General features: G+C 40.5%; 22 protein-coding genes and 2 tRNA genes. 8 read left to right on the top strand and 16 right to left on the bottom strand.

Going from position 1 to position 24007, the window contains the following annotated elements:
• Positions 1 to 4: 4 nt before the first annotated feature.
• From RBATCC27255_RS06680 to murD, 5 genes are read right to left on the bottom strand one after another with little or no spacing between them, the layout of a single operon-like run.
• Positions 5 to 1264: a methionine gamma-lyase family protein gene (locus tag RBATCC27255_RS06680; RefSeq protein ID WP_101029291.1), complete on the bottom strand. Its 1260-nt coding sequence runs from the start codon at positions 1262 to 1264 to the stop codon at positions 5 to 7.
• Between the two features lie 5 nt (positions 1265 to 1269).
• Positions 1270 to 2043, bottom strand: a complete 774-nt coding sequence (locus RBATCC27255_RS06685; RefSeq protein ID WP_101029292.1) for a GNAT family N-acetyltransferase — start codon at positions 2041 to 2043, stop codon at positions 1270 to 1272.
• Positions 2044 to 3093 carry a M42 family metallopeptidase gene (locus tag RBATCC27255_RS06690; RefSeq protein WP_101029293.1) on the bottom strand — a complete coding sequence of 350 codons (1050 nt, stop codon included), beginning with the start codon at positions 3091 to 3093 and terminating at the stop codon, positions 2044 to 2046.
• Complete coding sequence (locus tag RBATCC27255_RS06695; RefSeq protein ID WP_101029294.1) at positions 3086 to 4114, bottom strand: M20/M25/M40 family metallo-hydrolase; 1029 nt, start codon at positions 4112 to 4114, stop codon at positions 3086 to 3088. The genes RBATCC27255_RS06690 and RBATCC27255_RS06695 overlap by 8 nt, the downstream gene beginning before the upstream one ends.
• 8 nt (positions 4115 to 4122) lie before the next feature.
• Positions 4123 to 5514 carry a UDP-N-acetylmuramoyl-L-alanine--D-glutamate ligase gene (gene murD / locus RBATCC27255_RS06700; protein ID WP_101029295.1) on the bottom strand — a complete coding sequence of 464 codons (1392 nt, stop codon included), beginning with the start codon at positions 5512 to 5514 and terminating at the stop codon, positions 4123 to 4125.
• 169 nt (positions 5515 to 5683) lie between these two features.
• On the opposite strand from murD, the gene pdxR reads away from it, so the two are divergent.
• On the top strand, positions 5684 to 7048 hold the full coding sequence (gene pdxR / locus RBATCC27255_RS06705) for a MocR-like pyridoxine biosynthesis transcription factor PdxR (RefSeq protein WP_101029296.1): 1365 nt from the start codon (positions 5684 to 5686) through the stop codon (positions 7046 to 7048).
• Between the two features lie 44 nt (positions 7049 to 7092).
• Here pdxR and RBATCC27255_RS06710 read toward each other — a convergent pair whose 3' ends face one another.
• The 8 genes from RBATCC27255_RS06710 to RBATCC27255_RS06745 form a co-directional block, all read right to left on the bottom strand.
• Entirely contained in the window at positions 7093 to 7959 is an 867-nt protein-coding gene (locus tag RBATCC27255_RS06710; protein ID WP_101029297.1) for a hypothetical protein, read from the bottom strand.
• A gap of 96 nt (positions 7960 to 8055) precedes the next feature.
• Complete coding sequence (locus RBATCC27255_RS06715; protein WP_169923282.1) at positions 8056 to 9267, bottom strand: serine hydrolase domain-containing protein; 1212 nt, start codon at positions 9265 to 9267, stop codon at positions 8056 to 8058.
• A gap of 10 nt (positions 9268 to 9277) precedes the next feature.
• Positions 9278 to 11527: an ATP-dependent helicase gene (locus tag RBATCC27255_RS06720; protein WP_101029299.1), complete on the bottom strand. Its 2250-nt coding sequence runs from the start codon at positions 11525 to 11527 to the stop codon at positions 9278 to 9280.
• Between the two features lie 73 nt (positions 11528 to 11600).
• The gene (locus tag RBATCC27255_RS06725; RefSeq protein ID WP_101029300.1) at positions 11601 to 12065 is read right to left on the bottom strand and encodes a DUF4358 domain-containing protein; all 465 of its coding nucleotides are present in this window, start codon (positions 12063 to 12065) and stop codon (positions 11601 to 11603) included.
• Positions 12066 to 12124: 59 nt separating this feature from the next.
• Positions 12125 to 12201, bottom strand: a tRNA-Pro gene (locus tag RBATCC27255_RS06730).
• A 32-nt stretch (positions 12202 to 12233) separates the two neighbouring features.
• Positions 12234 to 12307, bottom strand: a tRNA-Gln gene (locus RBATCC27255_RS06735).
• Between the two features lie 162 nt (positions 12308 to 12469).
• The gene (locus RBATCC27255_RS06740) at positions 12470 to 13456 is read right to left on the bottom strand and encodes an ATP-binding protein (RefSeq protein ID WP_101029301.1); all 987 of its coding nucleotides are present in this window, start codon (positions 13454 to 13456) and stop codon (positions 12470 to 12472) included.
• Between the two features lie 9 nt (positions 13457 to 13465).
• Complete coding sequence (locus RBATCC27255_RS06745; protein ID WP_101029302.1) at positions 13466 to 14566, bottom strand: DnaD domain protein; 1101 nt, start codon at positions 14564 to 14566, stop codon at positions 13466 to 13468.
• Between the two features lie 271 nt (positions 14567 to 14837).
• On the opposite strand from RBATCC27255_RS06745, the gene RBATCC27255_RS06750 reads away from it, so the two are divergent.
• Positions 14838 to 15092, top strand: a complete 255-nt coding sequence (locus tag RBATCC27255_RS06750; protein ID WP_101029303.1) for a TIGR03905 family TSCPD domain-containing protein — start codon at positions 14838 to 14840, stop codon at positions 15090 to 15092.
• A 205-nt stretch (positions 15093 to 15297) separates the two neighbouring features.
• Here RBATCC27255_RS06750 and RBATCC27255_RS06755 read toward each other — a convergent pair whose 3' ends face one another.
• Complete coding sequence (locus tag RBATCC27255_RS06755) at positions 15298 to 16509, bottom strand: cofactor-independent phosphoglycerate mutase (protein ID WP_101029304.1); 1212 nt, start codon at positions 16507 to 16509, stop codon at positions 15298 to 15300.
• A 33-nt stretch (positions 16510 to 16542) separates the two neighbouring features.
• Positions 16543 to 17661 carry a peptide chain release factor 2 gene (gene prfB, locus RBATCC27255_RS06760; RefSeq protein WP_101029305.1) on the bottom strand — a complete coding sequence of 373 codons (1119 nt, stop codon included), beginning with the start codon at positions 17659 to 17661 and terminating at the stop codon, positions 16543 to 16545.
• Positions 17662 to 17857: 196 nt separating this feature from the next.
• Here prfB and RBATCC27255_RS06765 point away from each other — a divergent pair, with 196 nt between their 5' ends.
• Both RBATCC27255_RS06765 and galU read left to right on the top strand, forming a co-directional pair.
• Positions 17858 to 18901, top strand: a complete 1044-nt coding sequence (locus RBATCC27255_RS06765; protein ID WP_101029306.1) for an RING finger protein — start codon at positions 17858 to 17860, stop codon at positions 18899 to 18901.
• 36 nt (positions 18902 to 18937) lie between these two features.
• Positions 18938 to 19810, top strand: a complete 873-nt coding sequence (galU, locus tag RBATCC27255_RS06770; protein ID WP_101029307.1) for a UTP--glucose-1-phosphate uridylyltransferase GalU — start codon at positions 18938 to 18940, stop codon at positions 19808 to 19810.
• Positions 19811 to 19946: 136 nt separating this feature from the next.
• Here the strand turns inward: galU and RBATCC27255_RS06775 are convergent, their stop codons facing one another.
• Positions 19947 to 20768, bottom strand: coding sequence for a histidinol-phosphatase HisJ family protein (locus tag RBATCC27255_RS06775; protein ID WP_101029308.1), 822 nt, complete (start codon positions 20766 to 20768; stop codon positions 19947 to 19949).
• 158 nt (positions 20769 to 20926) lie between these two features.
• Here RBATCC27255_RS06775 and RBATCC27255_RS06780 point away from each other — a divergent pair, with 158 nt between their 5' ends.
• The 4 genes from RBATCC27255_RS06780 to RBATCC27255_RS06795 are packed head-to-tail and all read left to right on the top strand — an operon-like array spanning position 20927 to position 23996.
• Positions 20927 to 21196 (top strand): ACT domain-containing protein, encoded by a 270-nt coding sequence (locus RBATCC27255_RS06780; protein WP_101029309.1) that lies wholly within the window; start codon positions 20927 to 20929, stop codon positions 21194 to 21196.
• Positions 21197 to 21230: 34 nt separating this feature from the next.
• On the top strand, positions 21231 to 22592 hold the full coding sequence (locus RBATCC27255_RS06785) for a PFL family protein (RefSeq protein ID WP_101029310.1): 1362 nt from the start codon (positions 21231 to 21233) through the stop codon (positions 22590 to 22592).
• Positions 22593 to 22612: 20 nt separating this feature from the next.
• Positions 22613 to 22924 (top strand): hypothetical protein, encoded by a 312-nt coding sequence (locus tag RBATCC27255_RS06790; RefSeq protein WP_101029311.1) that lies wholly within the window; start codon positions 22613 to 22615, stop codon positions 22922 to 22924.
• Positions 22925 to 22961: 37 nt separating this feature from the next.
• Positions 22962 to 23996, top strand: a complete 1035-nt coding sequence (locus RBATCC27255_RS06795; RefSeq protein WP_169923283.1) for a V0D/AC39 family V-type ATPase subunit — start codon at positions 22962 to 22964, stop codon at positions 23994 to 23996.
• Positions 23997 to 24007: the final 11 nt, after the last annotated feature.

Consider the following 24007-nt stretch of genomic DNA (forward strand, 5'->3'; position numbering starts at 1 on the left):
TATATTATTTTTCATCTCTTAAAATCTTACTTGCCGCAAGCATTACACCGAGCTTACCGCTGTGGAAGTTAAGACTTCCCTGCATCCATACTGCATAGGGCTCACGCAACGGTGCGTCTGCCGAAAGCTCAATAGATGAACCGAGAGTAAATGCGCCTGCCGCCATAACTACCTGACTTTCGTAGCCGGGCATATCAGACGGAATCGGAGATACAAAGCTGTCAACAGCCGAACCGCTCTGAATGCCCTCGCAAAAGCGGCATACCTTTTCGGCATTACCGAGCATGATAAGCTGAATGATATCTCCTCTTGCATCATTGTACTTAGGACTGGTTTCATAACCGAGAATTTCAAAAAGTGCCGATGCAAATACTGCAGTTTTAAGTGCTTCACCCGTAACATGAGGAGCATGGTATGCACCCATAAAAAGTTCTCTGTTTGCGTTAAGGGTAGCACCGATTTCTTTGCCTGTACCGGGAGTGGTAAGTCTGTAGGCACACATCTCTACAAGTTCTTTCTTACCTGCAATATATCCGCCTGTAGGAGCAATACCGCCGCCGGGGTTCTTGATAAGAGAGCCTGCCATCATATCTACACCAACCGACAAAGGTTCAACCTTATCAATAAATTCACCGTAACAGTTATCGAGCATAATAATGCTTTCGGGCGAATTGGCTCTTGAAATTTCACAAAGCTTTTTGATTTCTCTCCATGTGAGCGTAGGTCTTGTGCTGTAACCTCTTGAACGCTGTATGTAAACAATTTTAGGCTTTTTCTCTGCAATGTCACTTGCGATTTTGTCATAGTCAAGTGTGCCGTCAGGATTAAGTTCGGTCATTTCAAATTTTATTGAAAAGTCCTTGAGTGAACCGGGATAGTCACCCTCAATGCCTATGGCAGAACGGATTGTATCATACGGCATTCCTGTTATGGAAAGCATTGTGTCCCCCGGCCTTAAAACGCCGAAAAGTGCAACTGTGAGGGCATGTGTACCGCTGACAAAATTATGACGAACAAGTGCGTCTTCTGCATCAAAAACATAGGCATAGACCTTGTCAAGAGCCTCTCTGCCTGCATCGTCGTATCCGTAGCCCGTAGACCCCCAAAGGTGACTTTCACGAACATCTGCAAGCTGAAAAGCCTTTATCATCTTCTGCTGGTTGTATTCCTGAATATCGTCAATCTCCGCAAGCTTGTCCTTGCAAAGCTCCATTGCCTTTTCGGATGCTTTTATAACTCTTTCATCTATATCAAAAAAACTCAAATATATCACCTTTCAAAATAGTATTCACACCATATTCCGCACTGTTCAAAACCGAGATTATTATAAAACGACTGATTTGCATTCTTGGCTCTGTGAAGATACACGGTCTTGTTCTCGGCAACCAGTCTGTTGGATATGTACTTTACAACAGTTGAACCGTAGCCGTGCTTTCTGTAGTCAGGATGACACGATACCGCACCCAACACGGCACCGTTACTGCTTTCGGCAACGGTCATAGCCATTGCAACAAGTTTTGTACCGTCATAAACTCCGTACATCCTCGTTGCATTATGACGAAGCTTGTGATTCACATCAACATAAAAATCATCAAACGGCGGCGGAACGAAATTTTCATCGGCACAGCTTACGATGAGATTATAAACCTCTTTAATATCGGGAACATCAAAATTTATACTTTCGTCAACATTTTGAAACGGTTCTGATTTTTTCAGAATAACGCCCGAAACGGATTTACTGCCGTATAAATTAAGGTTGAAATCTCCGCTGCATATTGCACTTGAAGCACCTGCAACACGCATAAATGACGAAACCTCTTCAAGATTTGTTTTATCTGTAAGAAATAAAATAAAGCTTGTTCCGCATCGGGAAATTGCACCTGTGCACTCATCTGTTTTATCGTCAATTATCGTCCAGTAGTCAACGAAAGCAAGCGATGAATCGTAACTGTTGTACTGAGAAATTATTCTGCACGCAAACGGATCTTCCGCTGACAGATTCATAATTACATTTATATAATTTTCATTGGCGGTTACAATCATTCAGACCGTCTTTCCTTTCGCTAAATTTCCGCCCGCAATATAATCGGACAATACTTTTGCAAGTTTTAAAACGCTTTCGCAATCATCGAGATTTGCCGCAGTTGAAGGAGCATGAATATACCTTGACGGAAGTGATACCGCCAGAGTTCTCACTCCGCCTCTGCTCTGATGAATTGCACCCGAATCATTACCGCCTGCAACCGCTCTCTTATACTGAACAGCTATGTTATTCTTCTCGGCAAGTTCAAAAGCGGCACTTATCATTTCTTTATCATAAACTGTCGCCCTATCCATTACGGTAACCGTTGCGCCTTTTGACAAATTGCATACCTGATGAGATACATCAACCTCTGCAACATCAGCGGCAGTTGTGCTTTCGATAACAAGAGCAAAATCAGGATTGACCGTAAAAGCCGCTGGTCTTGCACCGCGCAATCCCACCTCTTCCTGAACGACAAATGTGAAATACATATCATATTCGGGTTCGGATTTTATGAGGTTGATAAGCACATAGCAGCCGAAACGGTCATCAAGTGCCTTTGTAACAACAGTTCTTCCGTTAATCTTAAAGTCGCCCTCAAAATTAACACTGTCACCGTAGCTTACATATTTAAGCGCATCTTCCCTGCTTTCGGCACCGATATCAATGTACATATCACTCATTTTCGGAACAGCAGTTTTTTCATCACCGTTTGTAAGATGAATCGGTTTCACACCGATAACACCGTTAAGACCGTTTCTGCCAACACATACACGCTTGCCCGGAAGAACTCTTCTGTCAATTCCGCCGACCTCGTCAAATTTAAGATAGCCGTCAGATGTTATATCCGTTACCATAAGACCTACTTCGTCCATATGTGCCGACACCATAAGCTTGCTTTTTGCAGACTTTTTTCCCTTTTTAAACACAATAAGGTTGCCGAGATTATCTGTTTTAATATCATCGGCACAGTCTTTTATCTCGTTAATTATCAGATTGCGAACATTCCCCTCATCACCCGAAATACCGTTGCAAAGGCAAAGCTGTTCAAGCAATTTTATGTCAATCATTGAAAGCACCTCCGCATTTAATGTATTCGGCAATAAGCTTTGCCGTATTGTCAACATCAGCTACAGAAATAACTTCATTCTGTGTATGCATATATCGCTGTGGGATTGATACAACAGCAGTTTTTACACCTTTTCCGCTGATTGTAATATGGTCTGCATTCGTACCGGTTCTGCCTGCTATCGGTTCAAGCTGATACGGTATATTTTTATTCTTTGCAACACTTTCAAGCGATTTGCTCATTTCTTTGTTGAGAATTGAAGAAATGCAAATCATAGGACCTTTGTTAAGCTCAATTGAAGAATAGAATCCCGAAACATCCGGTTGAGATGCAAAGCTTACATCAACAACAATTGACTCGTCTGCTTCAACTGTAAAAGCACCTGTTTTAGCGCCTGTGCCAAATGTTTCTTCCTGAGAGCTTAAAAGGATAATTACTTTATAATCTGTTTCATTGTCTTTCAATAACTCTGCACACTTAACAAGTGATGCAACACCGCATCTGTTATCAAGGCAAGGCGCAACAATTCTGCCGTTCAAAAGATTTGCCGGCTTTGAGGCAAATGTCAGCATATCACCGAATGAAATGAGTTTACTAACTTCATCATACGGCAGACCGAAATCAACCCAGATTTTGTCGGTTGGCATAGCCTTGTCCTCTTTTCCGTCGGAAAGATGAGGAGGCATACAGCATACAACACCTGTTATATCGGGATTGTGCTGCAGACAAAGCAGAGTATCGGCAAGAGTTCTTGCGTCAATTCCTCCGCACGGAGAAACTTTTACAAATCCGTTTTCATTTATTTCGGTAACCATAAATCCTATGCGGTCAATGTGAGCGTCAAGCAATATGGTTTTATCTGAATTTTTGTTACCGCAAACAGCCATAAGACTGCCGTTTGATATCTTTATGTCATCCGTGTAATCCGATAAAAACTTTTCGGCAACAGACAAAGCGGGTTCTTCCCTGCCCGACACACCCATTGCACAACAGAGTTCAAAAATAAGTTCTTTTGTGTTCATTGTATATCTTACTTCAAAGCGTTGACAATTGACTTGAAGTGATTACCTCTTTCTTCAAAATTCTTGTAAAGTCCGAAGCTTGCACTTGCGGGTGAAAGCGAAACAATATCTCCCTTTGTTGAACGCTCACGGGCAACAGCTACAGCCTCTTCCATATTTGTTACATTGACGATTTCAATTTCATCTGCGTCATAGTTTGAAGCCTCTTTAACGGCTTTTTCAATTTTCGGGGCAGTATCACCGAGAAGAATAAGGAGTTTTACTTTATCGTTGATTACGGGGCCGAGCGGCTCATACGGAATATGCTTATCATATCCGCCTGCAATAATGCAGATTTTCCGGCTGTAAAGCGAAAGTGTGCCGAGTGCGGTTCTTGTAGGACTTGACGCAATTGAATCGTTGTAATACTTAACACCGTCAACCTCTCTTACAAACTCTGCACGATGAGCAACACCGCCAAAGGTTTTTGCAACAGCTGCCATTGTTTCAACATCTACAAGTCCCCATACGGCAGAAATAGCGGCAAGATAATTTTCCACATTATGCATACCGGGAATTTTGATGTCATGAATGTTCATAATGCGGGTAATTTTTCCGTAGTCATTATAGCAGATTGTATCGCCGTCAAGAAAAGCACCGTTTGAAACATTTTGTTTTACGGAGAACTTTGCAAGCTGACCTCTTACGCTGTCAGAGAAACCGTTTGTGATTTCATTGTCAAGATTAAGGACAGCCTTTGAAAAAGCGTTTTGATGAAGAATGATATTTTTCTTTGAATCAATATACTCCTGCATATCCTTATGTATGTCAAGGTGATTTGGAGCAAGGTTTGTTACCACAGCGATGTCCGGACTTTTTCTCATAGAGATAAGCTGAAAGCTCGACAGCTCAACTACCGCAAAATCATCATCATTCACACTTTCAATATCCGGAAGAAGCGGCTTGCCGATATTGCCTCCGAGGTGAACATTAAGACCTGCCGCCTTTAAAAATTCCGAAATAATTGTAGTTGTGGTTGTTTTGCCGTCAGAACCTGTCACAGCAATAATTTTGCACGGGCAAAGGTCAAAAAACACTTCCATTTCAGATGTAAGAACAACACCCTTACTACGAAGTGCGACAAGCTCATCCTTGTAAAAAGGTGTGCCGGGACTTCTGAAAACGATATCGGCGTCAATCTTGGAAAGATAGTTTTCGCCGAGCAAAAGCTCCGCACCGTATTCCTTTGCCTTTATGCCGTTCTGTCCCAAATCTTCAAAATTCTTCTTATCGCAAGCCGTTACTTTTGCACCTTTTTCGATAAAAAGCTTTATAAGCGGAAGATTGCTTGTACCGATTCCGATAAAAGTAACTTTTTTTCCTTTTATGCTGTCAAAAAATTTATCAGCCATAGCGTTCATTGTAAAATCCCCTCTACAATTAGTATTTTATGCCATTTTAGTATTTTATACCGTATTGGCAGGATTATGCCATACCTTTTAATTATACATTTTTAAAGTTACAATTTCAACCGTATACACCAATATTGCAATAATATTTTTAAAATGTTAAAATATAAGAGGTGATGTTATGCTGTACGATTTTATAATTATCAATAAAAAAGATAAAACTCCGCTTTACAGGCAGATTTATATGTCTGTCAGAAAGTCAATTGAAACGGGCAGTCTTAAAAAAGGAACAAAGCTTCCGTCAATAAGGCGATTGAGCGCCGACCTTGATGTTTCAAAAACTACTGTCAACGGTGCATATGAACAGCTTTGCGCCGAGGGATATATTTCAAACAAGCCCCAGAGTGGCTACTATGTTGAGGCGCAGTTCAGCGATACTCCCTCAAAAGCAGATAAAGCGTCATCTGCCGCAAACAAGTCAAAAAAGTATTATGAATATGATTTCAGCAGTAAAAGTATTGATGACGGTATAATCAATATAAACGAATGGAAAAAGTATGTAAAAGAAGTTTTAAATCAAAATTATCTGCTCACCTCATACGGTGAAGAACAGGGTGAAGAAATTTTGAGAAATGCGTTGCAAAAATACAGCTTAGGCACACGGAGCGTAAACACCTCCTACGAAAATATTATCGTCGGAGCAGGTACTCAGACTCTTTTGCACATACTCTGTTCACTTCTCGGTAATAATAAAAAAATCGCACTTGCGGATTACAGCTACATTCAGAGTGAATATGTGTTCAACAGTCACGGTTATGACATCAAATATTTTCGATGCGATAAATACGGAGCCTGTATTGATTCACTTGAAGAAATCAATCCCGATATAATTCTTTTAAATCCTAATTTTACCGTAAACAGCAACATTACAATGCCTGTTACACGCAGACTTGAGATAATTAAATGGGCAAAGGAAAACAATGTTTTGATTATTGAGGACGATTACAACGGTGAGCTTAGATACAGCACGCATCCTATGCCGTGCGTGCAGAATTATGATACCGAAAACACGGTTTATCTCGGCTCTTTCTCAAAGATACTTCTTCCCTCTGTCAGAATCAGTTATATGGTTCTTCCGCAAAAATTAACCGATGAATACAACAAAATCAAAAAATACACCAATCAGACAGCGTCAAAAACGGAACAAATTGCCCTTGCAAAGTACATTAACAACGGCAAGCTTGATGTTCATCTGAGAAAAGCAAGAAGAATTTATCTTGAAAAAAGTAAGCTTATGCTTTCAAGCATAAAAAAATATTTCGGGACCTCCGTTAAAATTGTGTTCAACGAAACCTCTCTTTATGTTTCTCTGTTTTTCAAGGATAAAATAATCGGCGAAGCTGTTACAAAAAAAATTGATGACGCATCAATTAAAATTATGCAGTTCAACAAAGCCGAAAATATGATTGTACTAAGTTTTTCGGGAATTAAGGACAAAAAAATTGAAAGCGGAATTAAATTACTTTATGAAACAATTGCAAATTAACATAACAAAACGGGACTGAACTCAGCCCCGTTTTATCTGTGCAATCAGTTTTCACAACCGCATTTGTAAGAAGATGTATGAGAGGAGTCACAATCACCCTGATGTATTGTGCTCGGCGGAAAGAATGAATCTGTCGGGAAATCAATTTTACTGAAAACTTCACATGGGTCATCAGGTGTTGACGGACATTCCTTGCGGGGAACACAAAAATCATAGGACGGAATCATAATCTGAACATCTCTTTCAAGCCTTGTGATTGTAAAAATACCGATTGTGGCAAGCACTCGCTGTGTTTCAGGCTGTGCAGGCTCTCCGTCAAGATAATCAATAACGCAATTTGGAAATGCTCTGCAAACAGCAGACGGATTTGCGTTGTTGTAATCCTGAAGCTTTGCGGACAATGCCATTGGGTTTGAAACCTGAACCGTTGCTCTCGGCAGACAGCAGGGATATTTGCACGGACAATCCGAATCCGATGTATCGCAAACAACATCTTCGTCGCTGGAGAATGACTTTACGCAGCCCTCTCCGCCGTAAAGCACAACCCTTTTGCCGTACATTGCAATACCTGTAACGGTTTCGGGAATTGCACCTGCAGCTGTGTAGGCTTCTACGGTGACAGCGAAATAGTACATTATATCAACCGAATAAAAGCCACGATGGAACGCAACAGGCTCAACCTCTACCGTAGATGTAATTATGCGCACATTGCTTATCTTTACGGAACAAGCCCCATCAATAATTTTCTGGTTTGCTTCGGTAAACATAACAGGCAGATTTGAAAGGCAGTCTTTTGCTCCGCAACTGTCATAAATTCGTGAAACATTGATACAAACAGGTTCGCAGCCGTTGGTTTGCCCATTACCTTCGGCACATACATTTTCCGAGGAACAGAAAGGTACATCTGACATAAAAATAACCTCCGTAAAAGTATTGACAGTTCAATAAATGCACTGTAACAATACATTTTATGGAGGTTTTTGTTTTTGGTGATTAACAGCCGAAATTTATCCGTAAAACGGAGCAAGCGTTTTCTGAATGTTATTAAACAGAGCAATCGGACTGCTGTTTGAATAGTTTGAAAGTGCTATATAAATTTGATTTCCGTCTTTGGTGAAAACAAGAGCGGCATTATATTTGTCGATTTTTCCTGTGTGAGAAACCGCATTACTTTCTTCTGATACAACAAAACCGTAACCGTAATTGTCCTTGTAAGGTGTTGTCATTTCTTTAAAAGTTTCTTCCGAAACAAGCTTGTTTGTACAGAGAGCGTCAACCCATTTGAGTAAATCGGGAACATTTGAAATTAAACTTGTTGCGGAATATCCTACACCGGGATATAAAGTCCACACGTTATCGTATATATCCTGATATCCGACTGCAAGTTTATCTGTGCTCTCAAAGCCTGTGCTCATCATTCCCGACGGTTTGAGAATTTTCTCTTTAACATATTTTTCGTATGAAGTCTTGCTGACCTGTTCAATAATATCACCGAGAAGAAAATATGCGCTGTTTGAATACATATATTTTTCATCAGGTTCAAAATTGAGTTTCTGATTAAAAATCCAGTCCATTACGGCTTTTTTATTTTTCTTTGCGGAATTTTTGGCTGAAACCTTAAATTCAATCTGTGATTCGTTGTATGCATAGGTATTGGTATCGCCGTCTTTGTTGATGTAATCCTTTATGCCCGCCGTCATTGTGAGCAGGTTTTTAACGGTGATTTTTTTGCCGTATTTGTATGACGGAAAATATTTGTCGATTGTATCATCAAGCGAAAGCTTTCCGTCCTCAACAAGCTGCATAACCGCAACTGCGGTAAACTGCTTTGTGAGCGAAGCAATTCTAAAGCATGTGTCCGTAGAATTTTTTGTGTGCCTGTCCTTATCTGAAAATCCGTTAGTGCCGATATATTCAAGGGCATTTCCAATTTTCACATAAACCGTTCCGCGATACTTGTTGCTTGTAATTATATCATCAAGGGTGTTGCTGATATCAGCAGATTTTCTTTTAAGTTCGGAATAATTCCATGTTGGTTCTTGCTTCTGTTCATCGGAAGTTGCCGCCTTTGTTACAGGCTGTGAAGCAGCAACAGCGGTTGTTTTCTCGGTAGCGGATACAGAAGACTGCGTGTCTTTTCCGCAGCCTGTAAAGCACACAGAAAAAGCTGTCAACGCAGAAATTGCAAGGCACAGAATTTTTTTTGATGATATAAGCACTTTAATCACCTCAGATTTTTTTCATATTACTGCAATAGTTTGCCATAAGAGTTTTTGTGCCGGCTTTGTCAAAGGCAATTTCAAGCATTGTATCATTGCCCATTTTCTCGGCTTTCATTACCATACCCTTGCCAAATACCTTGTGCTGAACACAATCTCCGACATTGAACACTGCACCGCTCTTAACGGGAGGCTTTGTAAATCCGAACGATTTATTCGGTGAATACGAGCTACCCGAAGATTTGCCGACGGAAACTTTTTCACCTGTTCCCGATGCAAAGCCGGAAGATGCCTGTGTGAACATCTGCTTTCTTCCGCCGCTGTATTCAAGAAGATTATCGGGAATCTCGTTTAAGAATCTTGAACCCTTGTTGTAGCTTGTTGAACCGAAGAGCATTCTCGAATTTGTTTTTGTGAAATAGAGAATTTCCTTTGCTCTTGTAATTCCGACATAAGCAAGTCGCCTTTCCTCGTTGAGTTCATCGGGATTCATCATCGTCGCAACAGACGGGAACATTCCTTCTTCCATACCTGCAATGAATACAACAGGAAATTCAAGTCCCTTTGCCGAATGTAATGTCATCATTACACAGGTATCTGCGTCTGCATCGTAGTTATCAATATCGGTTTGGAGAGAAATTTCTTCGAGAAATGCCGAAAGGTCTGCCTCATCGCCGTAGTCCTCTTCAAACTTCACGATATTTGAAGAAAGCTCTTCGATATTTTCAATACGAACCTCGGGGTTGTCCTTTTCGGTTTTAAGATACTGTTCGTATGATGTATGTTCAATCACAAGATTGTATAATTCTGCAAGAGAATAATCGCCGCTCTGCTCGGCTTCAATAAGTCCGTCAATAAGTGCAACAAAGCCCTTGAGCTTTGCAGAGGCACGGGAAAGCTGCGGATAGTTTTCCGCCTCCTTGATTACATCGTAAATGCTTTCGCCGAGTCCTGCGGCAATGTCTGCGGCATGGGAAACGGTTGTCGCACCTATTCCCCTCTTTGGAACATTGATAATTCTTGAAAGTCTGACATCATCATGAGGATTATTTATAACCTGAAGATAAGCAACCATATCACGGATTTCTTCACGGTCATAGAATCTGTGACCGCCGATTACACGGTGCGGAACACCGCTTCGTGACAAAGCCTGCTCAATTGCGTTTGACTGGGCATTCATTCTGTAAAGAATTGCATAGTCGGAGTATTTTCTTCCGTCGGCAACGCCGTCAAGAATAGTCTGAGCAATAAAATTCGCCTCGTCACGCTCATTTTCGGCTGTATGCACCTTAATTTTCTCACCCTGACCGTTTTCGGTCCACAAGGTTTTACCCTTACGCATTGTGTTATTTGAGATAACCTCGTTAGCGGCATTGAGGATATTCTGTGTACTTCTGTAATTCTGTTCAAGGCGAATCATCTTTGCGTTCTTGAATGTGTTTTCAAAAGAAAGAATATTTTCTATTGTAGCGCCGCGGAATTTGTAGATACTTTGGTCATCATCACCTACAACGCAGATGTTGCCGTATTTGCTTGCAAGCAGGCTTACAAACTTATACTGTACCTTGTTTGTGTCCTGATACTCATCGACCATAATGTACTTAAACTGATTTCTGTAATAATCAAGAATATCGGGTGCTGTTTCAAAAAGCTTTACGGTATTACAAAGCATATCGTCAAAATCCATTGCGTCGGCTGTTTTAAGCTTTGTCTGATAGATTTCATAAACCTTTGCAATCTGTGCTTTTCTGCTGTCAAATTCAGCCTCCTTACGCATTTCTTCGGGAGTAAGCATTTTATCCTTAGCCTTTGAAATTTCAGAAAGAATTGATTTTACAGGCAAGGTTTTCTCGGCGATATTAAGCTGTTTCAGGATATCCTTAACAAGCTTTTTCTGATCGTCTGTTCCGTAAACGGTGAAATGACTTGTATAACCGATTCTGTCACCGTATCTGCGCAGGATTCTTGCACAGGTTGAATGGAAGGTAGCCGCCCAGATGTCGGCACCGCCCTCGGGAACTGCCGCACAGATTCGTTCTTTAAGCTCTCCTGCCGCTTTATTGGTAAAGGTAATGGCAAGTATCTGCCACGGCTTGCAAAGCTCACACTGTAAAATATAGGCTATTCTGTTGACAAGAACTGTGGTCTTGCCCGAACCGGCTCCCGCAAGAATGAGCAACGGACCTTCCGTGCAGAAAACTGCCTGTTTCTGCATATCGTTCATATGTGAAAAGTTTTTCTGAATTTCAGTCTGTAACATTATTATCCTGCCTTAAATTATTCTACAAAAGAAATGGGCGAACGATGTTCGCCCTATGTTTTGTTTAACCCGATTATTTAATGCTGTCATTAAACATTGTAAGCATATCGGATGCCTTTTCACCGATAATCATTGTAACAAAGTTACCGTCTTTTGTAACCTTACAATTTTTCACCATATCAAGCTCTTCAGCTGAATAGGAAGCATTCTGCTGGAAGATTGAATTATAGCGGTTTGTAAGAGCAGTTTCAACTCTTGAAGCGGCATCCGAATCAGTTGCCTCAACAAGAACTACCTCTGTATTTTTGCTGTCTGTATCAGACTTGCCGACCTCAGCGGCAAACTGCTTGATGTCATCGGCATTTATGTTATAGTACTTGTACATATCTTCTTTTGTTTCGTACTTGGTAGCATCTACACTGTATTCGGTATTCATCTTATCCAAAACATCGCCGAGATTAACATCCTTTGCACCGCAACCGGCAAGGATTGAAAGACAAAGGATAAGAACAGCCGCAAATGAGATTACTTTTTTCATAAACTTACCTCCAAAATATTAAAAAAACAGCACCGAACTCCTAAGAGCTCGGTGCTGAATGGTCGAGGTGACAAGATTCGAACTTGCGACCCCATCGTCCCGAACGATGTGCGCTACCAAACTGCGCTACACCTCGTAGTAAAAAAGCCCCGAAAACTTTCGGGGCTATGGCTGTGGAATAGGGATTCGAACCCCAACAAACAGAGTCAGAGTCTGTCGTGCTACCGTTACACTATTCCACAAGATGTAATTGCTACCGAACTTGCAACGATTTGAATTATAAGACATATCGGGTTAAAAGTCAATACCTTTTTGAAAATTTTTTCAAAAAATTTCCGAACCTGTTCTGCGGCTTTTAAAAAGTGCGGCAGCAATGGGATTTTTTACAAATAACAAGCTTAAAATTATCTTCGTATAGCTCGTATATCTTTTCCCTTAAAATTAAGTTGTTGAGCATTTCCGCAGATTCTTGAAACGAATCTTTGAGAATAATTATTTTCCAACTCCTTAACCGAGAGATTTGTATTTATGATTATAGGCTTGTTTGATAACATTCTTGAATTAAAAATATTGTAAAACTGTGACACGCCAAACTGAGAATGAAATTCCGTTCCGAGGTCGTCTATAATGAGAAGGTCGCAATCAACAAGTATACTAAATGCGGAGTCATCATCATTGTTTGAAAAATAATTTTTTTCAAGTTTAGAAACAAGCGACGGAGCAGAAGCGTAAATTACACCGTATCCCTTCTTAATTACTTCATTGGCAATTGCAAGAGACAGATGAGTTTTACCGAGTCCGGTTGCCCCCTTCATAAGTATGCTTTTTGAATGCTCATTAAATTTTTCGGCATAATTTTGACAGAAATTAAAAACTCGACTCATAAGGTCATAGTTAGACAGTTTAAGTTCAGGATCTACTGTTTTATCATAATAGTCAAGATTAAAGCTTTCAAATGTAGAAAGCGACAAGGGTGCATATCTGTTAAGTTCTGCACACGCACAAGAAATAAGTGCCGATTTCATACACGAACATCTTACAGTCTTGCCGTTAATGTCATAGTAGCCCTTATCTTCACACTTTTTACAAAAATATTTTGGTTCAAAATAATTAGCAGGATATCCGTTATCTGTAAGAATCCTCTTGACTTCCGCCTGCATTGCAAGATCTTTGTCACGAAGTTTCTCTACCTCAACTTTTACATCTCCGCCTGCAAGAACTGCACGGGCGGTTTTGATTCCGCTCATGGAAATCTGCTTTTCAAGCTCTTTCACACGGGGAAACCTTTCATACACCTCTTCTTTTCTTCTCTCTGCTGCCTTTTCGGCATTAAGCCTGCGTTCATGTAATATATCCGAAGCGGCCTTATAAACACTGTTGCTGTATCCCATACTAACCTCTTATTTAAAATCTTCCAGTAAATTAATTTTTTCAAATTCACTAATATCGTAAGACGACGCCTGCTTTTGCGACGGCTTATTTACTGACTTTTCATATTTATTAAGTTCATCAATTGTATGAACATTGCCTGCGTGCCAACGCTTAAGGATTCCGTCAATGTAGCGAAGATTCATTGTTCCCTTTGTATCAACGCATCTTTCATACGCCTCTCTGAGCATTTCCGGAGAAAACTTCCATTCGCTTATCCACTTGTCACCGTATTCAAGCTGTTTTTTTGTTGGCGATCCGACATTTTTGAGTCCGAACGCCTTTGAAACAACAGAAAAATTAGCTGTGGTTTTCTGAATCTGCTCAATCTTGTTATCAGCCGCCTCAAGCGAATAAACACCGTCATTTGCCCATTGAATACCGATATTTTCAATCGTTCTTATATTGCCCTTATCAATGCTTACGCAATAATGAATGAGCATAAAGATAACATCAAGCGGAAGTCCGCAGGTATCCTTGAGCATAAGCAGAGTTGCAATATCGGAATTTGAAAGAACTTTTCCGAGTGTTGTCTGTGTTTCGTCAACGAGCATTTTTAATTCTTCATCAACTGCAAGTCTTTGTGCCGTAAATACAAAATCAGGCTTTTGCGGTCTTGTAGCCGTAAAATGTTTTTGCGGTTCTTCTGCGTTTTCCTTTGGTGACTGTTCTGTTTCCTGTTTTACAGGCTCTCGAACCGCTTGAACAGGCTGTGGCACTGTCTGTTGTGGCTGTAAAACAGTCTGAACAGGTTGCGGTGTCTGTTCCGTTTGAGCGGAAGTCTGCGGTGCAGGAACAAATTCCTCGTTATTTTTTGCAGGAGTAAAGGTATTTTCAATTCGATTAAACACACCCATACTTACCCAATAGTCAAGCGCCTCGGGAATATCCGTTACATTGACGCCTGTGGCTTTTGATATTTCAGATTCATCAAAAGATGAGCCTGCATTACGAAGGACAAACAAAAGGACTTTAAGCTTTACGCCGTCAGAAAATTTTAATCCTTCATCGACTACTTTGGAGGGAACTGCAAAAATTGAGTTCCATACTCCCAAATCTATATTTATTGACATTATATCCTACTTTCTGTGATTTGCTTTTGTAAATGTCTGTTACAATATTTATAATAGTTTCATTCTCTTAAAGTAATGGAACATCTGCACTTGGATTTTAATCAGAACAACGCTCTGCTTTCATAACATGGAGCAAGGTTTGTAACAAAGTGCAATCTATATTTAAATTATAACATAGATTTTCAATTTTAAAAACAAAAAAATAAAATTATCTGGATTTTTTTCTGTTTCTGTGATAATATGATTTCAAATTATGAAAAGAGGTATTACAATGAAATATTCATATTTTCCTACGGGAGTTTGCTCCAGACAGATCAATCTTGAACTTGATGACAACGGTAAAATCACAAGCTGTGAGTTTGTTGGCGGCTGTTCAGGCAACACTCAGGGCATTTGTATGCTTGTTAAAGGTATGGACGCAAAAGACGCTATTGACAGATTAAAAGGCATTGACTGCCGTGGCAGAGGCACATCCTGCCCCGATCAGCTTTCAAAGGCTCTTGTTGAAGCATTAAAACTTATCTAAATCATTTTCTGCATATAAGTTTCTTTATTATTCTGATAAGGAATTTTACTGCATAAGAAAATACAATTACAAACAAGGTAATTATACTCATTATTGTTATGATAATGAACAAACACAACATAAAAACATCCTTGCAGATTTTTAATTACATTATATCTGCAAGGATGTTATTTTTTTGGTTAATTATGTAGTATAGAGCAAAAAATTATTTTGAAAGGAAATAGTTCATCATTGTGAAACCTTTTTCAATATAGTTGCCTGTCTTTTTAGCCTCTTCTTCACAGAATTTGCTTACGCCGCTGTCAACTTCGTTCTTGCTGTTATAGATAAGATAAGGAACAGGATTTGAAGTGTGTGTGCGGATAGAAAGAGGTGTGGGATGATCGGGACATACGAGTACGGCAAAATCATCAAAAGTTCTGAGAAAATCGGTTACAGGCTTGAGAATATGCTCATCAATGAGTTCAATTGCCTTAACTTTGTTTTCTATCTCTCCCCTATGACCACATTCATCGGGAGCTTCAACATGGATATAAACGAAATCTGCACCGTTTTTGAATTCATCAATTGCGGCTTTGCACTTTCCGTCAAAGTTTGTATCAATGTAGCCTGTTGCACCTTCAACATCAACGCTCTTCATGCCGGCACAAATTGCAATACCTTTGAGAAGGTCAACAGCAGAAATCATACTGCCCTTTTTGCCGAACTTGCCGAAGAAGCTGTCAAGAGCAGGCTTTGTACCCTCGCCCCAGAGCCAGATTGAGTTTGCAGGACGAAGTCCTTTTTCAACTCTTGCCTTGTTTACAGGATGATCTTTGAGCAAATCATAACTTTTCTTCATCAAATCATAGAGAGCGGCAGTATCGTCACCCTTTGGAATGTATTCTTTAATCACACGACCTGAGATATCGTGAGGAGGTGTGAGTTCACCCGGATGCGGATTGCCGTTTTTCCATACAAGGCAATGGCGGTATGCAACACCCGAATAGAACTTAAAAATATCGTTGCCGAGCTTTTCCTCAACATAGTTGATAAGCTCTCTTGCCTCTTCTGTTGAAATATCGCCTGCACAGTAGTCAACCATAGACTTGTCCTCGTAGTTTTCTTCATCGGACAGAGTTACAAGGTTACATCTTAATGTTACATCGGTGTCTTTAAGGTCAATACCGATACTTGCCGCCTCAAGCGGAGAGCGGCCGCTGTAATAAACAGCAGGTTCGTAACCGAGAACAGAGAGGTTTGCTACATCGCTGCCGGGCTTAAGTCCCTCGGCAACGGTTTTAACCATTCCGACCTCGCCCTTTGAGGCAAGGTAATCCATACAAGGCTTAACAGCCTTTGCCATAGGAGTTGAATTATCAAGCTGTGCGTTTGGCTCATCAGCCATACCGTCACAGAGCATTACTAAATACTTCATACCGATTCATAGCCTTTCCGTATAATATGAATTTTATTTCTGAAGTGTGCCAAGACTTGCACACTTTAAATATGCGTTGATAAAGCCGTCAAGATCGCCGTCCATAACAGCCTGAATGTTACCTGTTTCAAAGCCGGTTCTGTGGTCCTTTACCATTGTATACGGCATAAACACATAGCTTCGGATCTGTGAACCCCAGGTTATTTCCTTTTGAACACCCTTGATGTCCTCAATCTTTTCAAGATGCTCACGCTCTTTGATTTCAACGAGCTTTGAGATAAGCATATTCATAGCGACATCACGGTTCTGGTACTGGCTTCGCTCAACCTGACTGGCAACAACGATACCGGTAGGAATATGAGTAAGACGAACAGCTGATGATGTCTTATTGACTTTCTGACCGCCTGCACCGCTGGCACGGTAAACATCCATTTTAATGTCTTCAGGCGGAATGTGAACTTCTGTATCCTTTGCAATTTCAGGCATAACCTCAAGAGATGAGAAGCTTGTGTGTCTTCTGCCTGCCGAGTCAAACGGAGATACACGGACAAGACGGTGAACGCCTGCCTCACTCTTTAAGTAGCCGTAAGCATTTTCACCTTCAACAAGAAGCACAGCACTTTTAAGTCCTGCCTCATCGCCGTCAAGGTAGTCAACTTCTTTAACCTTAAAGCCGTGAGCCTCTGCCCAACGGGTGTACATTCTGTAAAGCATTTCAGCCCAGTCCTGAGCCTCAGTTCCGCCCGAACCTGCGTGAAATGTAAGGATTGCGTTATTTTTATCATATTCGCCTGTTAGCAAGGTCTGCAAACGCTGTTTTTCAAGATTTTCCTTGACAGCCTCAACTTCGCTTTCCGCCTCTTCAAGAAGAGATTCGTCCTCTTCCTCATTTGCAAGCTCAATCAAAGCGTGTGTATCTTCATATTTGGCAACAAGGTTTTCATAAGCTTCAACCTTGCCCTTTAAAGAACCTGTACGCTGTAATACTTTTTGTGATTTTTCTACATCGTCCCAAAATCCCGGTTCGGTTGCCTTGAGTTCAAGCTGCTGAATCTCCGAGAGCATACCCTTCATACCGAGTGCGTCGGACAAATCGTCTATTTCAGGCTTGAGGGCCTGAAGCTTTAAAAGTAATTCCTCAAACTGTACCATAAACATGTACCTTTCTGAATCTAGTTTATTCTTTCACAATTAAACATTATAACAAAATTATCTTTAAAAGTAAAGAAAAACAGATATTTTGTTTGCAAGTGAACTTATATACAAAAACAAGTTGCATTTGTCGATACTATTTGTTATAATTATGTTGTGTAGGTACACCATATGATGTACCCCTTGGAGGTTAATAATGGAATTTACAGAATACAAATGTCCGGTATGCGGTGAGCAATTTAAAAAGGGCGACGATATTGTTGTTTGTCCCGAATGCGGAGCACCGCATCACAGAGAATGTTACGAAAAAGAAGGCCGCTGTCATTTTGCAGACAAACACGGTGACGGCTTCTCTTTTGAAAAGGAACAATCCGGAGCTGCCGATGATCAGGCTGAACAGAATGACGAAAGCGGTACAGTGGTCTGCAAACGCTGCGGTACGGATAATCCTAAAGAAATGTTCTATTGCAGTAACTGCGGAGCGCCGCTTTACGATAATAAAGAGGAAACACAAAATCCTCGGCAAAATCAAAATAACGGTCAGCCTAATCCTAATTTCGAACAAAATCAAGGAATGCCGCCGTTTGGCATTCCTTTCGGTCAGACAAATCCGCAGATGGCTGCCGCTTTTGACCCTATGGCAGGCATGAAGAGCGATGAACCGCTTATTGATGACATTACGGCAGGTGAGGCCGCCAAGTATATCGGCAAGAATACTCCTTACCATTTGAGAGTTTTCAGCTTTATCAAAAAGTACAAAAAGAGCAGATTTAACTTTACGGCATTTATTCTGTCGGGTATATATTTCCTTTACAGAAAAATGTATGCTTTGGGAATACTTTTCTCCGTGCTGACATTCGGTTCTACAATTGCTTCGGGTTATATAAAAACTCTTCCTGCTTGGCAAAATATATACAATAACATACTTCAGGCACAGGGTTCGGGTCAGGTTGTTTCGCTCTCAAATAATTTTGGACTTTCAGCCGAAGATTTTTGGCTGTTTTTATCACCCTTGATTGCAAATATAATTTCCATGGCGGTGATGTTGATATGCGGCTTAACAGCAAACAAATGCTTTTTTAACCATTCAGTTAAAAAGATTAAAAAAATCAAAAGCACAACAGATAAAGAACATCTTACAGAAGTTCTTGAAACCAAAGGCGGCGTCAACCTTCCGCTTGCAATCTCAGTTGCAGCCGCACTGATTGTTGCAAATTATCTACCGATATTTTTTATTTAAATAAAACTCTAAAACAAAGCAGAAAGAAGGAACACTATGCACATTACAAAAGCAGTTATTCCGGCGGCAGGTCTTGGAACACGAGTTCTTCCCGCCACAAAAAATATGCCAAAGGAAATGTACCCTATTGTTGACAAGCCTACTATACAGTTTATTGTTGAAGAGGCTGTTGCGGCAGGAATTACAGATATTCTCATCATCACAAACCGTGGTAAAGGACTTATGGAGGATCATTTTGATGCTTCTCCCGAACTTGAAAGTCTGCTTGAAAAGAGCGGCAAAACAGAACTTCTTGAAACAGTCAGAAATATTTCAAACCTTGCAAACATTTCTTTTATCAGACAGAAAGAAATGAAAGGTCTTGGACATGCCGTTCTCAAGGCAAAATCCTTTGTGGGCAACGAACCGTTTGCCGTTATGTACGGTGACGGCGTTATTACAGGCAAGGTTCCTGCAATCAAACAGCTCATTGATCATTACGGTGAATACGGTGAAGGCGTTGTAGGCGTTAAAAAGGTTGACGCCAAAGACATTCATAAGTACGGCTCGCTCAAAGTTGAGCATATGCACGACAATGTTTTTGCCTGCACCGATATGAAGGAAAAACCGCAGACTCCCGAAGAAGTTCTTTCTCTTTATTCAATTCTTGACAGATGCGTTCTTCCGGCTGAAATTTTCGAAATTCTGGAAAATACAAAGCCCGGAATCGGCGGAGAAATTCAGCTTACAGACGCAATGAGAGAGATTGCAATAACAAAAGGAATGACAGCCGTTGAGTTTGAGGGCAAGAGATACGATATGGGCAATAAGTTTGGAATCTTGCAGGCTCAGATAGAAATTGGGCTTGAACACCCTGAAACAAAGGATTTATTGAAGGATTACATAAAAAATCTTGCAAAAACTTTGTAAAAAGGTATTGCAATTTTCAGAAAAGTGCAGTATAATGTGCTGCAGTTAAATATTGGATTCAAAAAAACAAGGAGGATTTCACATCATATCAGTGCGAAATCCTCTTTTTGCTTTTAAGAACTATTTTAATTCTTTGTTATTCAATTGTTATTTCATAAGGGCAACAGTTTTCATATATATAGTATGATTTGAATCCGGCTTTAAAAGCAAGCTCTATCCCCTTTTCAATATCTCTTCCGACATCATTTATGTTGTGTGCGTCACTTCCAACGGTAATATATTTTCCGCCGAGATCGCGATAGCGTTTAATCTCATCAAATGCAGGGAGAGTTTCACCGAGTCCCTTGAACAGTCCCGAAACATTTATTTCAAGAGCCTTATCCTTTTTAATAAGTTTTTCGTAGATAAGATCAATCTTATCCCGATACTGCGAAAGACTTGGAACAGTACCGGTGTCACGCTTTATATATCTCAAAGGATATGTAAGATGGGCAAGCGTACAGAAATCGGCAAAGGACGCGGTTTCGAGAAGCTCGTCAAAGTACATATTCAGTATTGCCTTAACATCTTCTTTTTTAAAATCCATATAATAAAAATCAGGTCTGTTTCTCAGGTTATGCACCGATGCGATTATTATGTCAAAATCACCAAAACAAAGTGCTTTTTTTGTACATTCGTCATTGTGCATCGGCTCACCGAGTTCAATGCCTTTAAGGATTTTGATTTTACCCTTGTATCTATCTTTCATAATCGAAGTTTCATAATTCGATTTTGGAATTAACTTACTAAAATCTCCGTACTCACCTTCAGAGCCGAGCGGAATTTCGGGAGCTTCGCAGTGGTCGGTGATTGCAAGTGCAAAAAGTCCCTTGTCAACGGCACTTTTACACATTTCTTCAACTGTATTTTCAGCGTCAAAAGAGTTGCTTGAATGGGTATGAATATCACATATTTTCATTAGTAAAACACCTCACAAAAAAGATGATAACATATGAAAAAAATTTTTTCAATATTGCACTTTACTTTATTAAAAAATCGTTATATAATATGCACAAATAAAGAAAAGCAGTTTTATGCAGAATTCCAACGAAAATCTGCATAAGCAGGAGGTAAAAAATGAAGGCAGTTATCACAGTAATCGGTAAAGACAGCGTTGGAATCCTTGCAAAAGTTTCGGAAGCCTGCTCAAAGGCTGATGTAAACATCGTTGAAGTAACGCAGAGCGTTCTTCAGGATATGTTTGCAATGATTATGCTTGTTGAAATTGACAAATCCAACATTGGATTTGAACAGCTTCAGACAAATCTTAAGGCTGTCGGCAAATCAACAAACACAAAGGTTCATGTTATGCACGAGGACATCTTTAACAGCATGCACAGAATTTAAATCTGAGCTACCGAATTGAAAGGATATACATAATATGTTGGAGACAAGAGATATACTTGAAACTATAAATATGATAGATAATGAAAACCTTGATGTAAGAACAATTACAATGGGTATTTCATTGCTCGACTGCATTGACGAGGACATTGACAAAGCTTGTACAAAGGTTTACGACAAAATTTGCCGCAGCGCCAAAGACCTTGTTAAAACAGGTGAAGACATCCAGAAGGAATTTGGTATTCCTATTATTCATAAAAGAATTTCAGTTACCCCTATCGGTATGGTAGCCGCTCCGTGCCAGAGCAAAAATGTTGTCAAGTTTGCCCACACTCTTGACAAAGCCGCAAAGGAACTCGGCGTAAACTTCATCGGCGGTTATTCCGCTCTTGTTCAGAAGGGTTTTGCAAGCGGTGACTACGCTCTTATTGAGAGTATCCCACAGGCCTTGAGCGAAACCGATTTCGTTTGTTCATCCGTAAATATCGGTTCTACAAAAGCCGGCATCAATATGGATGCTGTTAAGATGATGGGTAAAGTCGTTAAGCAGGCTGCGGAAGTTACAGCCGACAGAAACTGCATCGGTGCCGCAAAGCTCGTTGTATTCTGTAATGCTCCCGAAGACAACCCGTTTATGGCGGGTGCTTTCCACGGTGTCGGTGAAGCCGATACCGTTATCAATGTCGGTGTATCGGGTCCCGGCGTTGTAAGAGCCGCTCTTGCAAAGGACGGCGCAGGAAAAGACATCACGGAAATTGCAGATATGGTTAAGAAAACTGCATTCAAAATCACCCGTATGGGACAGCTTGTTGCAAGAGAAGCAAGCAAGCGACTTTGTGTTCCCTTTGGTATTGTTGACCTTTCACTTGCCCCGACACCTGCTGTCGGTGACAGTGTTGCATATATTCTTGAGGAGATGGGACTTGAAGTGTGCGGATGTCACGGCACAACCGCTGCTCTCGCACTTCTTAACGACGCTGTTAAAAAAGGCGGCGTTATGGCTTCTTCCCATGTCGGCGGTTTAAGCGGTGCTTTCATCCCTGTTTCTGAGGATGCAGGTATGATTCATGCTGCCAACGAAGGTTTCCTTGACATTACAAAGCTTGAATCAATGACAGCCGTTTGTTCGGTTGGACTTGATATGATTGTAGTGCCGGGGGACATTACTCCTGAGGTTATCTCGGCAATCATTGCCGACGAGGCTGCAATCGGTATGGTAAATACCAAGACAACGGCGGTAAGACTTATTCCGGCTATCGGAAAAAGTGCAGGCGAAGAACTTAATTTTGGCGGACTGCTCGGCAGAGGTCCCGTTATGCCTGTAAGGAAAGGTTCTCCGGAGGTATTCATTAAGCGTGGCGGAAGAATTCCGGCTCCGCTTCAGGCGCTTAAAAACTAATTTTTCACGGGGGTGGTATTGTGGAAAATATGATTAAAAAAATCGTTGATGCCGACAACGAAGCCAAAGCCATGGAAAAGGATACTCTTGAAGAAAAAGAGGAACTTTCCAAATCTATAGAAATCGAGACAAAGAAAATCTACGATGACTATATGGCAAAAGCTGAAGAGGTTGTGAAACGCAACGACATTCAGGAAGCAAAGAAAGCTGAGCAGCAATGGGAAGAAATTCAGGGCAAGCACAATTCAGTGCATATCAAGCTTGACTCTGATTTTAAGCTTAACTGCGACAAGTGGGTTGACGAAATCGTCAAAAGAACAGTCGCTCAGTAACTTTCATTGACTGTTTACAAGGAGGTGTATGCGGATAATGTCAAAAACTTCATTCGCCGTTCTGACGAAAGCAAGATCCAAGTTTGGTAAAAGACTGACAGAAAAGGACTACCAGAGTTTGCTTGTGTGCCAGAGTGTCGGAGAAATTATGTCGTATCTCAAAAACAATACGCACTACTCCAAGGCTCTGACGGATGTCAGCGAGCGTGAAATTCACAGAGGAAGGCTTGAGGCTCTTTTGAGGCAAAATCTTTTCTATGAATTTGACTCTTTGTGCAGATACGATTCGAGTGTAAGCTCGGGGTTGTCATCGTACATTATCTCGACATTAGAGGTTGAGCAGATTGTAAGATTTCTTATCCTGCTCAGTTCAAACTCAACGGACAAGTTTATTTACCAGTTTCCGGGTTATATTTCAAAGCATACGGAAATTGATGTCAACAAGCTTGCCAATGCAACAAATTATGAAGAGTTTCTGAACGCCACACAGTCCTCCCAATTCTACGATATTCTCAAGCAATTTTCTCCCGATGAGAAAAATCGACTTCCGATATCGGACATTGAGAACAAGCTGTATGACTTAGTGTTCGGAAAGCTGACCAAACTGATTAAAGCAACAACCAAAGGACAGGAAAAGCGTGAGTTAATCAACTTTTTCTTCACGATTAACGACTATAATATTTTCTCAAGAATTTTGAGATTGAAAAAATATTATAAGCTTTCTCCCGATGACATCAAATCAAATCTTCTGCTTAATTACACTAATCTCAACGAAAGAACCATTGATATGATGTGTAAGGCAGAATCTTCCGGAGAGATATTTTCTATTATGCAGAACACTCACAACGGAAGACTGATTGATAAAATCGGATATGTCTATGCAAGCGATATTTCGCCAAGAGTAAAATACAGGCTTGCAAAGAAAAATATGCACTTTTCCAACAACCCTTCGGTTGTAATGATTTCATATATGTTTGTTGCCGAAACAGAGCTGATGAATATTATCACTTTGATTGAAGGCACAAGATATGAACTTGACAATAAACTTACGCAGTCATTGCTTATTAAATAAAAAATGTGATG

This window comes from Ruminococcus bromii, assembly GCF_002834225.1.
GTDB classification, from domain to species: Bacteria; Bacillota; Clostridia; order Oscillospirales; family Acutalibacteraceae; genus Ruminococcoides; species Ruminococcoides bromii.

Excerpts from the sequence above, each read along its gene's own strand:
- RBATCC27255_RS06725 (WP_101029300.1), bottom strand. The coding sequence starts at position 12,065 with ATGAAAAAAGTAATCTCATTTGCGGCTGTTCTTATCCTTTGTCTTTCA.
- RBATCC27255_RS06785 (WP_101029310.1), top strand. The coding sequence starts at position 21,231 with ATGTTGGAGACAAGAGATATACTTGAAACTATAAATATGATAGATAAT.
- RBATCC27255_RS06750 (WP_101029303.1), top strand. The coding sequence starts at position 14,838 with ATGAAATATTCATATTTTCCTACGGGAGTTTGCTCCAGACAGATCAAT.
- prfB (WP_101029305.1), bottom strand. The coding sequence starts at position 17,661 with ATGGTACAGTTTGAGGAATTACTTTTAAAGCTTCAGGCCCTCAAGCCT.
- RBATCC27255_RS06685 (WP_101029292.1), bottom strand. The coding sequence starts at position 2,043 with ATGATTGTAACCGCCAATGAAAATTATATAAATGTAATTATGAATCTG.
- RBATCC27255_RS06740 (WP_101029301.1), bottom strand. The coding sequence starts at position 13,456 with ATGGGATACAGCAACAGTGTTTATAAGGCCGCTTCGGATATATTACAT.
- RBATCC27255_RS06690 (WP_101029293.1), bottom strand. The coding sequence starts at position 3,093 with ATGATTGACATAAAATTGCTTGAACAGCTTTGCCTTTGCAACGGTATT.
- RBATCC27255_RS06745 (WP_101029302.1), bottom strand. The coding sequence starts at position 14,566 with ATGTCAATAAATATAGATTTGGGAGTATGGAACTCAATTTTTGCAGTT.
- RBATCC27255_RS06765 (WP_101029306.1), top strand. The coding sequence starts at position 17,858 with ATGGAATTTACAGAATACAAATGTCCGGTATGCGGTGAGCAATTTAAA.
- pdxR (WP_101029296.1), top strand. The coding sequence starts at position 5,684 with ATGCTGTACGATTTTATAATTATCAATAAAAAAGATAAAACTCCGCTT.
- RBATCC27255_RS06775 (WP_101029308.1), bottom strand. The coding sequence starts at position 20,768 with ATGAAAATATGTGATATTCATACCCATTCAAGCAACTCTTTTGACGCT.
- RBATCC27255_RS06780 (WP_101029309.1), top strand. The coding sequence starts at position 20,927 with ATGAAGGCAGTTATCACAGTAATCGGTAAAGACAGCGTTGGAATCCTT.
- RBATCC27255_RS06755 (WP_101029304.1), bottom strand. The coding sequence starts at position 16,509 with ATGAAGTATTTAGTAATGCTCTGTGACGGTATGGCTGATGAGCCAAAC.
- RBATCC27255_RS06710 (WP_101029297.1), bottom strand. The coding sequence starts at position 7,959 with ATGTCAGATGTACCTTTCTGTTCCTCGGAAAATGTATGTGCCGAAGGT.
- RBATCC27255_RS06795 (WP_169923283.1), top strand. The coding sequence starts at position 22,962 with ATGTCAAAAACTTCATTCGCCGTTCTGACGAAAGCAAGATCCAAGTTT.
- galU (WP_101029307.1), top strand. The coding sequence starts at position 18,938 with ATGCACATTACAAAAGCAGTTATTCCGGCGGCAGGTCTTGGAACACGA.
- RBATCC27255_RS06695 (WP_101029294.1), bottom strand. The coding sequence starts at position 4,114 with ATGAACACAAAAGAACTTATTTTTGAACTCTGTTGTGCAATGGGTGTG.
- RBATCC27255_RS06720 (WP_101029299.1), bottom strand. The coding sequence starts at position 11,527 with ATGTTACAGACTGAAATTCAGAAAAACTTTTCACATATGAACGATATG.
- murD (WP_101029295.1), bottom strand. The coding sequence starts at position 5,514 with ATGAACGCTATGGCTGATAAATTTTTTGACAGCATAAAAGGAAAAAAA.